General features: G+C 70.0%; 15 protein-coding genes. 8 read left to right on the forward strand and 7 right to left on the reverse strand.

What is annotated here, in order from left to right; translation table 11 throughout:
• Nucleotides 1-26: 26 nt before the first annotated feature.
• The 4 genes from K6753_RS08685 to K6753_RS08700 all read right to left on the reverse strand — a co-directional run bounded on the left by K6753_RS08685 (nt 27) and on the right by K6753_RS08700 (nt 4,378).
• Nucleotides 27-1,130, reverse strand: a complete 1,104-nt coding sequence (locus K6753_RS08685) for a helix-turn-helix domain-containing protein (RefSeq protein ID WP_223676049.1) — start codon at nt 1,128-1,130, stop codon at nt 27-29.
• 140 nt (nt 1,131-1,270) lie between these two features.
• A complete protein-coding gene (locus K6753_RS08690; RefSeq protein ID WP_223676050.1) occupies nt 1,271-1,972 on the reverse strand; it encodes an HNH endonuclease in 702 nt (233 codons plus the stop codon).
• A 61-nt stretch (nt 1,973-2,033) separates the two neighbouring features.
• Complete coding sequence (locus tag K6753_RS08695; protein ID WP_223676051.1) at nt 2,034-3,821, reverse strand: acyl-CoA dehydrogenase C-terminal domain-containing protein; 1,788 nt, start codon at nt 3,819-3,821, stop codon at nt 2,034-2,036.
• Between the two features lie 65 nt (nt 3,822-3,886).
• A complete protein-coding gene (locus K6753_RS08700) occupies nt 3,887-4,378 on the reverse strand; it encodes an LEA/WHy family protein (protein ID WP_425492089.1) in 492 nt (163 codons plus the stop codon).
• A gap of 142 nt (nt 4,379-4,520) precedes the next feature.
• Here K6753_RS08700 and leuS point away from each other — a divergent pair, with 142 nt between their 5' ends.
• From leuS to rlmH, 6 genes are all read left to right on the forward strand, one after another.
• Nucleotides 4,521-7,301: a leucine--tRNA ligase gene (gene leuS, locus K6753_RS08705; protein ID WP_223676052.1), complete on the forward strand. Its 2,781-nt coding sequence runs from the start codon at nt 4,521-4,523 to the stop codon at nt 7,299-7,301.
• Between the two features lie 60 nt (nt 7,302-7,361).
• Entirely contained in the window at nt 7,362-8,039 is a 678-nt protein-coding gene (locus tag K6753_RS08710; protein WP_223676053.1) for an LPS-assembly lipoprotein LptE, read from the forward strand.
• Between the two features lie 4 nt (nt 8,040-8,043).
• On the forward strand, nt 8,044-9,108 hold the full coding sequence (holA, locus tag K6753_RS08715; protein ID WP_223676054.1) for a DNA polymerase III subunit delta: 1,065 nt from the start codon (nt 8,044-8,046) through the stop codon (nt 9,106-9,108).
• Nucleotides 9,105-9,782: a nicotinate-nucleotide adenylyltransferase gene (nadD, locus tag K6753_RS08720; RefSeq protein WP_223676055.1), complete on the forward strand. Its 678-nt coding sequence runs from the start codon at nt 9,105-9,107 to the stop codon at nt 9,780-9,782. Before holA ends, nadD begins: the two co-directional genes overlap by 4 nt.
• A 39-nt stretch (nt 9,783-9,821) precedes the next feature.
• Nucleotides 9,822-10,253, forward strand: coding sequence for a ribosome silencing factor (gene rsfS / locus K6753_RS08725; RefSeq protein WP_223676056.1), 432 nt, complete (start codon nt 9,822-9,824; stop codon nt 10,251-10,253).
• A gap of 119 nt (nt 10,254-10,372) precedes the next feature.
• The gene (gene rlmH, locus K6753_RS08730; RefSeq protein ID WP_223676057.1) at nt 10,373-10,843 is read left to right on the forward strand and encodes a 23S rRNA (pseudouridine(1915)-N(3))-methyltransferase RlmH; all 471 of its coding nucleotides are present in this window, start codon (nt 10,373-10,375) and stop codon (nt 10,841-10,843) included.
• Nucleotides 10,844-10,880: 37 nt separating this feature from the next.
• On the opposite strand, the gene K6753_RS14770 is transcribed toward rlmH, so the two are convergent.
• From K6753_RS14770 to K6753_RS08745, 3 genes are all read right to left on the reverse strand, one after another.
• On the reverse strand, nt 10,881-11,528 hold the full coding sequence (locus K6753_RS14770) for an energy transducer TonB (RefSeq protein WP_223676058.1): 648 nt from the start codon (nt 11,526-11,528) through the stop codon (nt 10,881-10,883).
• Nucleotides 11,529-11,744: 216 nt separating this feature from the next.
• On the reverse strand, nt 11,745-11,930 hold the full coding sequence (locus K6753_RS08740) for a hypothetical protein (protein ID WP_223676059.1): 186 nt from the start codon (nt 11,928-11,930) through the stop codon (nt 11,745-11,747).
• 2 nt (nt 11,931-11,932) lie between these two features.
• Nucleotides 11,933-12,724 (reverse strand): SIMPL domain-containing protein, encoded by a 792-nt coding sequence (locus tag K6753_RS08745; RefSeq protein WP_425492090.1) that lies wholly within the window; start codon nt 12,722-12,724, stop codon nt 11,933-11,935.
• A gap of 123 nt (nt 12,725-12,847) precedes the next feature.
• Here K6753_RS08745 and K6753_RS08750 point away from each other — a divergent pair, with 123 nt between their 5' ends.
• Nucleotides 12,848-13,447: a Maf family protein gene (locus tag K6753_RS08750; RefSeq protein ID WP_223676153.1), complete on the forward strand. Its 600-nt coding sequence runs from the start codon at nt 12,848-12,850 to the stop codon at nt 13,445-13,447.
• Nucleotides 13,448-13,529: 82 nt separating this feature from the next.
• Nucleotides 13,530-15,017, forward strand: coding sequence for a ribonuclease G (rng, locus tag K6753_RS08755; protein WP_223676060.1), 1,488 nt, complete (start codon nt 13,530-13,532; stop codon nt 15,015-15,017).
• Nucleotides 15,018-15,044: the final 27 nt, after the last annotated feature.

The following is a 15,044-nucleotide window of genomic DNA, read 5'->3' on the forward strand; positions in this document are numbered from 1 at the left end:
GACCCGGTTCCGGTGCGAGCCCGGGTTCAGCGGCCGCGCAAGCGTCCGAACAGGCCCGAGGCGCGCGAGGTTTCCGGTTCCGGCTCCGGCGGGCGCTCGATATCGGCGAACCCGGTGGCCAGGTTGGCGTTGACGAAGTCGGTGACGTCCGCCTCCGGCACGCCACTGGCCTCGGCGATCTCGGCCACCGTCGCAGGGCCCTTCATCATTACCGTGGCGATGCGGAAGTGCTTGGGGTACTCGCGCTCGGTCTGCGGCCACTTCAGCATCTGGAAGCGGGTGTCCGGCGCGAAACCGCCGGCGAGCTGGCCGCCTCCCGACACCAGTGCGCCGAACCACACGAGGCGGCTGAGGGGCTGTGCGGCGCCGGCGGCTGCACTGGCGCCCGCCCACGTGGCTTCGTCGACCGTTTCCAGGTCCGCGGCGTCCACCGCGCCTTCGAAATGGCCGGCCAGGGGCTTGAGCTGGGCGGGGCCGTGGTAGGTGCGTGCATCGGCGTCGATCAGCAGCGGCACGTCGCCGCGCACGATGCGACGGCGCCCCTGCAATTGTGGCGAGGTGAGCCAGCCCAACAGCGTCGTCGGCGCTTCCTCGGCGGCAGGCGCCGGCTCGGGTGGCGCGACGTTGGCCGGCGGCGCCACGGCCGATGGTGCGGGTACCGCGGGTTGCTCGGGACTGGCGGCCTCCTCGTCCTGGTCGACGATCTCGCCCGGCAGCGGGTCCTGCGGCACCGGCGCCGGCGTCATGCCGGCCGGGGCCGGCGTATCGGACGGGGCGGGCGTCGACATCGGGATGTCCACCGCGACCAGGTCGAGCGGCTCGCCCGCGGCCGTGGCCAGCTCCTGCAGCAGTGCGGCCACGCCGGCGCTGTCCACCGGCTGCGGCAGCCGGAAGTCGGCCTGCGTGCGCGGCGCGTTGGTCAATCCGATCACCGTCTTGCCGGCGGCGTGCAGCCGCAGCCAGCTCATGGGGCCGTACATGCTGTCCATGTCGACGATGACGTGGTCGGCCTGGCTGTCGGGCACCAGCGACCACCGGTTGCCGAGGCGGGGATTGGCGTCGGCGAATGCCGCCTTGATCGCGGTTTCGGTGGCGGCATCCATGCCGGTCAGGCCGAGGGTCAGGGGCATCGTCGGGTGGTCCGGTCGTAGCGGTGGTCCCGGAGTGTTGCGGAGCCGCCAGCCTGCGTCAACGCGCGCAACGCGTCGCAGGTTGACGCGTCGCGGCGTGCGCGGGTCGACCGTACCGATGGGTCTGGAGGCGGCGGGACTCAGGTCTGGGAGCGTGCGTTGCGCGGCAGTTGCGCGCGCAGGAAGGCCATCTGGTCGGCCAGGATGTTGCGGTTGGAGAGGATCAGGTGCTCGATCCAGCTGGGACGGTAGGGCACGGCCAGCAACGGCATGCCCGCCTGTTGCGGCGTGCGGTTGCCCTTGCGCGAGTTGCAGCCGAAGCAGGCGGCCACGACGTTCTCCCAGATGTCGCGGCCGCCCTTGGACACCGGTTTGACGTGGTCGCGGGTCAGGTGCGGCCGGTTGAAGCCGTGGCCGCAGTACATGCACAGGTGGCCGTCGCGGGCGAACAGCGCGGGGTTGGTGAGCGCGGGCGTCGGGTCCAGCGCGTGCGAGCGCGCGTGGCCGCGGGCGGCGACGATCGGGTGCAGGTCCAGCAGGCTGCGCTCGCCGCTCAGGCGCGACATGCCGCCGTGGATCGTCAGGCAGGGGTCGCCGAGCGTCCAGGCCACGGCGCCACGCGCGTACAGGCATGCCGCGTCCTGCCAGTGCATCCAGCTCAATGCGCGGCCGTGCGCATCGAGCGACAGCAGGCGGACGCTGTTGAGGCGTTCGATGGGATGGCGGAGGGGGGCGTGCAGACCCGGAGACGCGTCGAAGCCGGCAGACGCCGGGACCTGCCGACCTAGATCGGTGGAATTCCCCGCCTGGACCAAGCGCAGCTTCGCTCTGTCGGTCTCCATCGGGGCACCAGCTTATACCCGTTCGATGACCGTTTGGGTAGCCGCGCCGCGGTGGGTGCGGTCAGTCGAATGCGTCCGCGTCCAGCGCCATCAGCGTGGCCGCACCGGCGTCGATCGCGGCTGCATGCATGAGCGTGCGCGGCAGCACCCGGCGGAAGTAGAAGCGGGCGGTTTCGCGCTTGGCGGCCTTCAAGGCCTCCGGATGCGAGGACGCCTCGGCAGCGGCCACCGACCGCGCCCACCAGTACGCGAGGCACACGTAACCCGAGTACATCAGGTAGTCGTGCGCGGCGGCGCCGACTTCTTCGGGGTCGGCGGCTGCGCGCTGGCCGATGCGCAGTGTCAGTTGCTGCCACTCGGCGAGCTTGGCGCGAAGCGGCGCGACGAACGCCTGCGCAGGTGCCGGCAGGTCGGGCGTTTCACAGAACGCTTCGATCAGCCCGAGCATCAACTTCAATCCGGCGCCCTGCTGCTGAAGCACCTTGCGACCGAGCAGGTCCAGCGCCTGGATGCCGGTGGTGCCCTCGTACAACGTGGTGATGCGAGCATCGCGCGCCAGCTGCTCCATGCCGTGTTCGGCGATGTAGCCATGGCCGCCGTAGCACTGCAGTGCGTGGTACGTGCACTCCACGCCCCACTCGGTCAGGCACGCCTTGACGATCGGCGTCATGAAGCCGAGCAGCGCGTCGGCCTGCTCGCGCTCGGCCGCCTCCGGTGCGTGGTGGGCAAGATCGACCTGCAGCGCGGCGTGGTAGCCCATCGCGCGGCCACCCTCGACCAGGGCCTTGCAGGTCAGCAGCATCCGCCGCACGTCGGGGTGGACGATGATCGGGTCGGCGGGCTTGTCGGGGAATTTCGGCCCGGACAGCGCGCGCATCTGCAGGCGGTCGCGCGAGTAGGCCAGCGCGTTCTGGTACGCACGGTCCGACAGGCCCAGCCCCTGCAGTCCGACCGCGAGGCGCGCGGTGTTCATCATGGTGAACATCGCCACCAGGCCCTTGTGCGGCTGCCCGACCAGGAAGCCTTCGGCGCCGTCGAAGTTCAGCACGCAGGTGGCCGAGCCGTGGATGCCCATCTTGTGTTCGAGGCTGCCGCAGCGCACCGCATTGCGCTCGCCGAGCGTGCCGTCCTCATCCACCCGCATCTTCGGCACGATGAACAACGAGATCCCGCGGCTGCCGGCGGGGGCATCGGGAAGTTTCGCCAGCACCAGGTGCAGGATGTTGTCGGTGAAGTCGTGTTCGCCGGCGGTAATGAAGATCTTGGTGCCGGTGATGGCGTAGCGGCCGTCCCCCAGCGGCTCCGCGCGGGTGCGCAGCAGGCCCAGGTCGGTGCCGCAGTGCGGCTCGGTCAGGCACATCGTTCCGGTCCAGCGGCCGTCGACCAGCGGCTTGAGGAAGCGCTCCTGCTGCCAGGCCTCGCCATGGTGCAGCAGCGCTTCGGTGGCGCCGTGCGATAGCAGCGGGAAGTTGCCCCAGGCCAGGTTGGCCGCGTCGATCATTTCCTTGAGCGGCACGCCGGCGGCATGGGGCATCCCCTGGCCACCGAACTCCGCCGGCGCCGTCAGGCCCGACCATCCGCCGTCGACGTACTGCGCGTACGCCTGCTTGAAGCCGGGCGGGGTGGTGACCTCGCCGGTGGCCAGATCCAGGCGGCAGCCCTCGCGGTCGCCGACCGCGTTGAGGGGCGCCAGCACCGTCTCGTTGAAACGCGCGCCTTCCTCCAGCACCGCGTCGAGCACGTCGCGCGTGGCGTCGGCAAAGCCCATCCGCTCGAACGCAGCCTCCGCGCCAATGACATCGAACAGGGCGAAGCGCATATCGGCCAGCGGGGCTTTGTAGTGGCTCATGGATCAGGTCCGTCAGATGGAAAGGTGTACGTGCGCGAGGGGCGCGCATGGCGATGCCGGTGGCCTCAGCGCATGACGCCCGGCAGCCCGGGCGCGGGGCTGAGCGCGCTGCGCCGTTCGACCTCGAAATCCCGCCGGTTGCCATCCTGGGGAATGGCGCCGATGCGGCCGCTCAGCTGGTAGTCCACGCTGCGGCCCGCCGCCAGCGCGTCGGCCACCGCCAGCTTGCCTGCGGCCTGCGGTGCGAGCACCGCCGTCACCACGTCCGCCGATTCCGGGCCGATCGACAGCCCGGGCTGCACCTGCACGCGGCCGGCATCGGCATCGCCCACCGTCAGTGCCAGGTCGACCGATTCGAAGCGCATCGGGATGCTGCTGAAATTCTCGATCCGCAGCTGCAGCGACCATCGCCCATCGGCCTGCACCGTGAGCTGCTGGATCCGTGCGGACGGCTCGGACACGCGGCGCACGGGGCCGCTGGTGCAGGCCGCCAGGCTCGCCAGCAACGCGGCGAGCAGCATGCAGCGGACGCGGAAGGGGGGCCAGACTGCTTTCATGCATTCGCCTCCGGGCAGGGGAGGGCGAGCATACAACGGTGTCCGGCACGCCCCGGGAGGCGTCCGGCGCCCCTCCATGCCGCATGGCGGCGCATGGTGCGCTGCGGTAGGCTTCCCGGTCTTTCCCCCGCTGCGTCCTGCCGTGTCCAACCGCGCCCCCAACGAGTTCCCCGCCCCCGAGTCCACGTTCGATCCGCAGGCGGTGGAGACGACCGCCCAGCGCTTCTGGGACGACACGCGTGCCTTCGAGGTGGACGAGGCTTCGAGCAAGCCCAAGTACTACTGCCTGTCGATGCTGCCGTACCCGTCGGGTGCGCTGCACATGGGCCACGTGCGCAACTACACGATCAGCGACGTCATCAGCCGCTACAAGCGCATGACCGGCCACAACGTGCTGCAGCCGATGGGCTGGGATGCGTTCGGCCTGCCGGCCGAGAACGCGGCGATCAAGCACAGGACGGCGCCCGCCAAGTGGACCTACGCCAACATCGCGCACATGAAGCAGCAGCTTCGCGCGATGGGGTACGCCATCGACTGGTCGCGCGAGTTCGCCACGTGTTCCCCTGACTACTACGTGCACGAGCAGCGCATGTTCGTGCAGCTGATGAAGCGCGGGCTCGCGTACCGCAAGAACGCGGTGGTCAACTGGGACCCGGTCGACCAGACCGTGCTGGCCAACGAGCAGGTGATCGACGGCCGCGGCTGGCGCACCGGCGCGCTGGTGGAGAAGCGCGAGATCCCGCAGTGGTTCCTGAAGATCACCGACTACGCGCAGGAACTGCTCGACGGCCTGGACACGCTCGAGGGCTGGCCCGAGGCGGTCAAGACCATGCAGCGCAACTGGATCGGCCGCTCGGAAGGACTGGAGATCCGCTTCGACGTGCGCACCGTCGACGGCGAGCCGCGCGACCCGGTCACGGTGTTCACCACGCGCCCCGACACGCTGCTGGGCGCGACCTTCGTGTCAATCGCGGGCGAGCACCCGCTGGCGCAGCAGGCCGCGCAGGGCAACCCGGAACTGGCCGCGTTCATCGCCGAGCTGCGACAGGGCGGCGTCAGCGAAGCCGAGCTGGAAACGCAGGAAAAGCGCGGCATGTTCACCGGCCTGCGCGCCGTGCATCCCATTACCGGCGAGGAGTTGCCGGTATACGTCGCCAACTTCGTGCTGATGGGCTACGGCACCGGCGCGGTGATGGCGGTGCCGGGCCACGACCAGCGCGACTGGGAGTTCGCCAAGAACCACGACCTGCCGGTCAAGGTCGTGGTGATGCCCGAGGCGGTGCGCGATGCGCTCGCGGAGATCGGTCGCGATGTCGCCAGGCACACGGATGCGATGTCCGCGGCGCTGGGCGGCGGCCCGTCCATCGATGCCTACGACACGGGCGCGGCGGTGCAGGTGGTGCAGGACTTCGTGCGCGAGGTCGACGAAATCGGCGCGCACACCGAGCGCGGCTGGCTGGTGAACTCAGGCGAATTCGACGGGCTGGATTTCCAACAGGCGTTCGACGCGATTGCCGGGCGCCTGGAGGCCGAGGGTCGCGGCGCGCGCCGCGTCAACTTCCGCATCCGCGACTGGGGCGTGAGCCGCCAGCGCTACTGGGGCTGCCCGATCCCCGTCATCTATTGCGACAGCTGTGGCGCGGTGCCGGTGCCGGAAGAGCAACTGCCGGTGGTGCTGCCCGAGGATGTCGAATTCATGGGCACCGGCTCGCCAATCAAGGCCGACCCGGAGTGGCGCAAGACCACGTGCCCGACCTGCGGCGGCTCGGCCGAGCGCGAGACCGACACGTTCGACACCTTCATGGAGTCGAGCTGGTACTACGCGCGCTACACCTCGCCGGGCGCGGCCACCCAAGTCGATGCGCGGGCCGACCACTGGCTGCCGGTGGACCAGTACATCGGTGGCATCGAGCACGCGATCCTGCACCTGCTGTACTTCCGCTTCTATCACAAGCTGCTGCGCGACCAGGGGCTCGTTACCAGTGACGAACCGGCGCGCAACCTGCTCACGCAGGGCATGGTGATCGCCGAGACGTTCTACCGCGACAACAGCGACGGGTCGAAGGACTGGATCAACCCGGCGGACGTCGACATCGTGCGCGACGAGCGCGGCCGCATTACCGGTGCCACGCTTCGCACCGACGGCCAGCCGGTGGTAATCGGTGGCGTCGAGAAGATGTCGAAGTCGAAGAACAACGGCGTCGACCCGCAGGAAATGATCGGCCGCTACGGCGCCGATACCGTGCGCCTGTTTTCGATGTTCGCCGCGCCGCCGGAGCAGTCGCTGGAGTGGAACGAGTCCGGCGTCGACGGCATGGCGCGCTTCCTGCGCCGGTTCTGGCGCGAGGTCACCACGCACGTGGGCCAGCCCGACCACCCGGACGTGGCCGCGCTGCTCGCCGCCGGCACCGAGCTGACGCCGGCGCAGAAGACGCTGCGCCGCCAGCTGCACGAGACCATCCAGAAGGTCGGCGACGACTACGGGCGCCGCCACAGCTTCAACACCGCGATCGCCGCGCTCATGGAATTGCTCAACCACGTGGCGAAGTTCGATGACATGAGCGACGCCGGTCGCGCCGTGCGCCACGAGGCGCTGGAGTCGATGGTTCTGCTGCTCAACCCGGTGACCCCGCATGTCAGCCACGCGCTGTGGCAGGCGCTGGGCCATGCGGAAGTGTTGCTGGAGGATGTCCCGTTCCCGCAGGCCGACCCCGCCGCCCTCGTGCGCGATGCCGTGACGCTGGCAGTGCAGGTCAACGGCAAGCTGCGCGGCACCATCGAGGTCCCGGTCAACGTCGACAAGGCCGAGGCCGAGCGCCTGGCGCTGGCCGAGCCCGCGGTCGCGAAGTACCTGGAGGGCCAGACGGTGCGCAAGGTGATCGTCGTTCCCGGCAAGATCGTGAACATCGTCGCCGCGGCCTGACCGCGCCTCCTTGCCGCCCCGCCGGCCCTCGTCCAGACTCGCCCGATGACAATGCCCCGCATGTTCCGCCCCGTCCTTCCCGCCCTGCTCGTTCTGTCGCTGGCGGCGTGTGGCTTCCAGTTGCGCGATGCACTCGTGCTGCCGCCCGATCTCGCTCCGGTGAAGATCGAGTCGGTGGATCGCTACAGCCCGTTAGCCGAGTCGCTGTCGCGTTCCCTGACGCGTGCAGGAGCCGTCCCGGCAACCGCTGCCGACCAGGACGTAGCCGTTCTGGACATCCAGGCCGAGGAGTGGGGCGACACGCCCATCAGCGTCGATTCGTTCGGCCGTGCGCAGGAGTTCAGCCTTCGCTATGCCGTCGTTTTCGAGCTGCGCCAGGCAGACGGCACGCCACTGGTCCCGCAACAGACGATCGAGCTGTCGCGCGATTACATCTCGGTACCGACCCGATCCGAGGGTACCGAGGGCGAGCGCGAAATCCTGGTGCGCGAACTCCAGCGCGAAATGGCGGCCTCGGTGCTGCGACGCATCGACACCGTGGCCAAGCGGGCGCTGGAAGAGCGGGGGATGAACGCGTCAGGGGCCGGCCTGGACTCCGAGGGTGTCGCACCTTCGGTGCCGGCGGCGGACACGATGGCGCCGGTGCGCGGCGACGAGGCAGCTGTCCCCGAGGAGGCTGGCGAACCCGCCCACGCAGCGGAGCCGGAGCCGACCCCCGAGGCGGACGGCGCGCGCTGATCCGATGGAACTCAAGCCCGAGCAACTGGCGGGCCACCTGGCGAACGGGCCGTTGCGCCCGGCCTACCTGATCGCAGGTCCCGAGGCGCTGCGCGTCCTGGAGGCGGCCGACGCAGTGCGGGCCGCTGCCCGGGCCCAGGGCGTCAGCGAACGCGAGGTATTCGAGGCCGAGGGTCAGCGCGAGCCGGACTGGAACGCGATGCAGGCCAGCTTCCGCGCGCCCGGCCTGTTTTCCAGCCGGCGCCTGATCGAACTGCGCCTGCCGTCCGGCAAGCCCGGAAAGGAAGGGGCTGCGGTCCTGGCCGAGTTCTGTGAGGACCCGCCGGCCGACGTCACCCTGATGGTGGTCGCCGGCGACTGGAGCATGAAGCAGCACGGCGGCAAGTGGAGCGACGCCATCGGCCGGATTGGCGTGATCAGCGTCTGCTGGGCGATCAAGCCGCACGAGCTGGCGGGATGGATCGAACGCCGCCTGCGCAGCCACGGCATCTCCGCCGACAACGCCGCGGTGCAGGTGCTGGCCGACCGCGTGGAAGGCAACCTGCTGGCGGCGGCGCAGGAGGTCGACAAGTTGGCGCTGCTGTCGGATGGGCAGCCCCTCGATGCGCCGCGCATGCAGCAACTGGTCGCCGACGCCGCGCGGTTCGACGTGTTCCGCCTGCTGGATTCGGCCATGAACGGCCAAGGCGTGCAGGTCTCGCGGATGCTGGCCGGGCTTCGCGCCGAAGGTGTCGCGGTGCCGGCGCTGCTGGGCATGGTCGTGATGGAACTTCAGCGCTGCGCGGCACTGGCGCAGGTGGCCGCCCAAGGCGGCAACATGGCGACCGAATTCAAGGCGCAGCGCATCTGGGATTCCAAGCAGGCGGTCTACCGGCGCGCGCTGCAGCGGCACGACGCACGGCATTGGGAAGCCTTCGTGGCCCAGGCCGGCCGGGTCGACCGGATTGCCAAGGGGCGCGGCCGGCCCGGACACGATCCCGCCGATGCGTGGCTGGCGCTCGAGCGCCTGTTGCTGGCGGTGGCCGAACCCCGCGCCACCCGGTTGCTGGCCGGGGCGGGCCGCGCGTGACCGGCCTGCAGGTGTTCTACGGCGGGACGTTCGACCCGGTCCACGACGGGCACCTGGCCGTGGCGCGCGCGGCCCGCGATGCGCTCGATGCGCGCGTCCGCCTGGTGCCGGCGGCGGACCCGCCGCACCGTGCGCCGCCGGGTGCATCGGCCGTCCATCGGGCGCGGATGCTGGACCTGGCCGTGGCCGGCGAGCCCGGGCTTTGCGTCGACCGCCGCGAACTGGCACGGGGCGGCCGGTCCTATTCGATCGAAACGCTCCGCGGCATCCGCCAAGAGCTCGGACCCGATGCACCGGTGGCATGGCTGGTGGGCGCCGACAGCTTCCTCGACCTGCCCGCATGGCGGGATTGGCAGGGCCTGTTCGAGCTGGCGCATTTCGTGGTGGCCGAACGGCCCGGGGCCTCGCTGGACGCCGTGCCGGAACCTCTGGCCAGCTTCATTGCCCCCCGTTGGGCAAACGCCGCCGCCGACCTCGTCACGGCCCCGGCCGGGCGCGTCTGGCGCCTGCGGCAACCGCTCCAGGCCGAGTCCGGCACCCAGGTGCGTGACGCCATCGCCGCCGACACCGGCATCGGCGGGCTGGTGCCGGCTGCGGTCGCCGAGTACATCCGCCGGCACGAGCTGTACCGGGCCGAACCCGGCGACGGAGCCCCGGGCCCGGCTCCGCTATAATCGCGACCCCGCCCGGCGACCCCACAGAGCCCGTTTCCTTTGAGCACCCAAGCCCACGTCATCAAGACCCGCCTTCCCAACCCCCCGCCGCCGATCGAGACGCTGCTGGCCACCGTGCGCGGCGCGGTCGACGAACTCAAGGCCAAGGATGTCGTGGAAATCGACGTGCGCGGCAAGAGCAGCGTCACCGACTACATGGTGGTCGCATCGGGCACCTCGACCCGCCACGTCAAGTCGATCGCCGACGAAGTCGTCAAGCACGCCAAGAACCTGGACGTCATGCCGCTGGGCGTGGAAGGCGAGCGCGAGGCCGAGTGGGTGCTGGTCGACCTCGGCGATGTCGTGGTCCACATCATGCTGCCGCGCGTGCGTGAGTTCTATGCGCTCGAACGCCTGTGGACGGTGGGGGACCAGCCGCCCGAGGACATCGACGAGGCATCCGACGAATTCGACCCGCAGGAGCGCGACTGACCGCGTTACATCGCGCACCTGCATTGCCCGAACAATGCGCCGGCCCTGTGCCGGCGTTTTTTGTTTCCGGGATCCTGATGGCTGCCGGCCTGAACCCCTGTGCCGGCTACCATGACCGCATGAAAGCGAAACTGATCGCCGTGGGCGAACGCGCGCCGCGCTGGCTCGCGGACGGGTTCGGCGAATACCAGAAGCGCCTGTCGCACTGGCTGCCGCTGGAGCTGGTGGAAATCGAACCGGGCCTGCGCGGCAAGGGCCGTGACCCCGTCCGCGCGGCGTCGGATGAAGGTGGCCGGGCGCTGGCATCGGTGCCCAAGTCCGGCCGCGTGGTGATGCTGGACGGCGGCGGTCGTACGTGGTCGTCCGAGCAGTTGGCCGAGCGGCTGGAGCACTGGCGCGGCCAAGGGCAGGACCTGGCCTTCATGATCGGCGGCCCCGAGGGCCACGCCGATGCAGTGCGCGAGCGGGCCGATGAAGCGTGGTCGCTGGGACCATTGACCCTTCCGCACATGCTGGTGCGGCTGGTGGTGGCCGAGCAGCTCTACCGTGCGGCCGCGCTGCTGGCCAACCACCCCTATCACCGCGCCTGAGACCTGCCACGTCCATTGGCGATTCGGTTGGCGCGAATCAGCGCGCCGGGTTGAACTCGACCGGCACGCGTCCGATGGCGCGGATCGCCACGCCGTTGCGCATCGCCGGACGGAATCGCCACGCCTCCAGAACCTGCCGCTGCGCGGCGCGATCCAGGTCGCGCTGGCCGCTGCTTTGCGCCACCGTGACCTCGACGGGCCGGCCGTCGACATCCACCAGCACCTCCAGTATCACCAGCCCGCTGCGTCCTTCGCGCAGGGCACGGGGCGGGTAGCGCGGGGCCGGCGCGTCTGCGTACTGCAGCGTTACGCCGGATTGGGGCTGCGGCGCGATGTCCGGCGCGACCGGCTCTTGAAACGGCAGGTCGTGGCTCGGGGCCGGCTCCGCGTCCGACTGCAGGTCCCCGGCTTCGGCTGGGACGGGGGCACTCATGACCACCGGCGGGTTCCGCTCGACGGGACGCTGCAACGGAGTCGGAACGGGACGGGGCGTCGCCTGCACGGGCGGCGGGTCGACAGGTCGCAGCGGCTCCCGCGGGATCCATTCGATCGGGTGTGTCGACGGAAGAGGCGCCTTCCAGTCAGGCATGGCCAGCGGGGCCATCAACAGAAGGCCGGCGACCACATGGACGCAGACCGCCATCGCGTTGGCGGCAATGCGGCCGGTGTCGAGCGGGGCAAGCACGTCCCTTCCGGCCGGGCGCGACGGGGAACCAGCAAACACGGCAGGCGTTGCAACGGTCATGGGCCACCTCGTCGGGTTGTCATGCATCGACAACGTCGGGGCGGCCAGTGTGGGGTTGATGGCTTGGCGCGCGGCAAAAAAAGAAGCCCGCACGATGCGGGCTTCCTGGTGGCGCGTTGTCGTGTTGCCGGCCGTGCCGGCCGCCGGTAGCGGCCTTCAGTCGTCCGTTGCCGGGTCCTGGTCGTTGTCGGGCTCCCGGTCCAGACCACCTTCGTCGGGGTTGGGCTTGTGCTTGGGCTCGGGTTGCCGGGCATCGCCCGGATCACGCGGCTGCGGCTCGGAGTAGCCCGGGTTGTGGCCGGGCTTGGGGTCGGGGGCGGGGGGCGCCTGTTTGCCGCTCATGGTCATTGTCCCAGTTCGAAGACGACGTCGAGGTTGGCCGATACGGTGTTCTCGCCGGGCGAAATCGACGTATCCGCCTGTGCTTTTTCCATCCGTGCCATGGCCATCATCGGCATCGGGACCGGCGGCCCGAGGCTGCCGCCCTCGCTGATGCTGACGATGCGGCGCACCCGCATGCCCAGCGTGCCGGCATACATTTCGGCGCGCGCGCGGGCCTTGGCGATGGCGGCCTTGCGGGCCTCGTCCAGCGCGCCGTCCTTGTCGTCAATGTCGAACGACGGACCATTGACCTGGTTGGCGCCGCTGGCGACCAGCGCGTCCATGATCGGGCCCAGCTTGTCGATATCACGCACGGTGATGTTCACCGTGTTGTTGGCCTGGTAGCCAGTGATGGTCGGCGGCTGGTTCTCGGCGTGTCGGTACTGCGGATAGAGGTTGACGCCGCTGGTCTGGATATCGCGCTCGGCGATGCCGGCCTTGCGGATCGCCGCCACGACGCGGTCCATCTGTTCAGCGTTGGCGCGCATCGCCGCGTTGGCGTCGGCGGCCTGGGTGACGACGCCGGTGGACAGCGTGGCGATGTCCGGCACCCGCCGCACTTCGGCCTGCGCCGACACCGACAGCAGGGTGCCGCCTGGGGTAGCCATGGCGGGCGTCTGGTTCTGGGCGGAAGCGGGCATGGTGGCGAGGGTGCCAAGGGCCAGGGCAAGCGTGAGCGCCAAGGGGCGCAGGCGGTCGAGGCGGGTGTGGGTGACGGCGGTGGCGCGGGGTGCAGCGGGGGCGTGTCGGGGCATGGAAGGCTCCTGGACGAATCGGTCGAAGGGTGTTGCCGCTGCGGTGAACGGGTCGTGAGCCCCACCGGGGTTGATACGGGTGTCGTCGGCCGGCGCTCAGTCAGCGCGGGTTATTCTTTCCCGATGCTTTATCTCGCCTCGAAATCCCCCCGCCGCCGCGAGCTCCTGACCCGCCTCGGCGTGGATTTCGGGCTGCTCGACATCGACATTCCCGAACTCCGCCAGCCCGCCGAGGCGCCCGACGACTATGTGCGCCGCGTGGCGCGCGAGAAGGCCGGCGCCGGTCTGCTGGAGGTGGTCGCCAACCCGTCCGCGCTGGTGCTCGGCTCCGACACCGAAGTCGTGCTGGACGACGAGGTGTTCGGCAAGCCTGCCGATGCCGGGGAAGCCGCCGGCATGCTGCGACGCCTGTCGGGTCGGACGCATCGGGTGTTGTCGGCGGTGTCGCTCGTCTCGGCGGGGCGCGAGGTCCAGGCGATGAGCGAATCGCGCGTGACCTTCACGGCACTGGATGACGCCACCATCGCTGCGTATCTCGCGACCGGCGAATGGCAGGGCAAGGCGGGCGCCTACGCCATCCAGGGCGTGGCGGAGATGTTCGTCGAACACCTGGAAGGCAGCTTCTCCGGCGTCATGGGGCTGCCGCTGCACGAAACGTCGCGCCTGCTCGCCGAATTCGGCGTGCACGTCCTGCAACCCTCCTCGACCCCGGACAGAGCCTAATGCGCACGCAGGCCCTTGCCATGAATCGCGTCGTGCGCACCCGTCAGTGCCCCGCCGTGGCCTGCGACACGAGGGCGCGCGCATGACCGAGGAGATCCTGGTCAACGTCACCCCGCGCGAGACCCGCGTGGCCGTGGTCGAGAACGGCATGCTGCAGGAGCTGCACATCGAGCGCGGCTGGTCGCGCGGCGTGGTCGGCAACATCCACAAGGGCCGCGTGCAGCGGGTGATGCCGGGCATGCAGGCGGCGTTCGTAGACATCGGGCTGGAGCGCGCCGCGTTCCTGCACGCCGCCGACATCGTGCGGCCGACGCCGGTCGGCAATGGCGAAGGCGAGGAGGCCGCGCTGCCGCCCGCACCCACGCGCCCGATTGCCGAGCTGCTGCGCGAGGGCCAGGAAATCATCGTCCAGGTCGTCAAGGATCCGATCGGCACCAAGGGCGCGCGGCTCACCACGCAACTCAGCATTCCCTCGCGCTACCTCGTGCTGCTGCCGCGCAACCGCGTCGTCGGCGTGTCGGCGCGGATCGAGGACGAGTTCGAGCGCCAGCGCCTGAAGGCGATCGTCAGCCAGCTGACCCCGCCCGACATCGGCCATGGCTACATCATCCGCACCAATGCCGAGGGCCAGCCGGAAGAGCAGCTGGCCGAGGACGTGGCGTACCTGTCGCGTGCCTGGGCGCTGATCGAGGAGCGCTCGCGCACCGCCAGGGTCGGCGAGCGCGTCTACGAGGACCTGTCGCTCCCCCTTCGCGCAGTGCGCGACCTGATGCGCCGCGACGTCGAGAAGGTCAAGGTCGACTCGCGCGAGACCTGCGACCGGCTGCGCGCGTTCGCCGCACAGTACATGCCGGGGCTGGACGAGAAGATCGAGCACTACGGCGGCGCGCGACCGATCTTCGACCTGTACGGCGTGGAGGACGAGATCCAGCGCGCGCTCGACAAGCAGGTGCCGTTGAAGTCGGGCGGGTACCTCGTCATCGACCAGACCGAGGCCATGACCACGGTCGACATCAACACCGGATCGTTCCTCGGCCAGCGCAATCTTGAGGAAACCGTCTACCGCACCAACCTGGAGGCGGCGCAATCGGTGGCGCGCCAGCTGCGCCTGCGCAACCTGGGCGGCATCATCATCATCGACTTCATCGACATGACCGATGCCGAGCACAAGCGCCAGGTGCTGCGCCAGCTCGAGAAGGCGCTGGCCCGCGACCACGCCAAGACCACCGTCTACGACTTCTCGCCGCTGGGCCTGGTGGAGATGACGCGCAAGCGCACCACCGAGAGCCTGGAACGGCAGCTCAGTGAGCCCTGCCACGAGTGCGGCGGCCGCGGCATGCTGAAGACGCCCGAGACGGTGACCTACGAGATCTTCCGCGACATCGTCCGCCAGGTGCGCCAGTTCGACGCGCAGCGGCTGCTGGTAATCGCCTCGCCCAAGGTGGTCATGCGCATCACCGAGGAGGAGTCCGCGGCGGTGGCCGAGCTGGAGGAGTTTCTCGGCAAGTCGATCCGGTTCCAGGGCGACGAGCAGTACGCGCAGGAGCAGTTCGATGTCGTGCTGCTTTGAAGCAGGGGCTGGGGACTTGGGACTGGA

Source organism: Novilysobacter selenitireducens, assembly GCF_020026895.1.
GTDB classification, from domain to species: Bacteria; Pseudomonadota; Gammaproteobacteria; order Xanthomonadales; family Xanthomonadaceae; genus Lysobacter_C; species Lysobacter_C selenitireducens.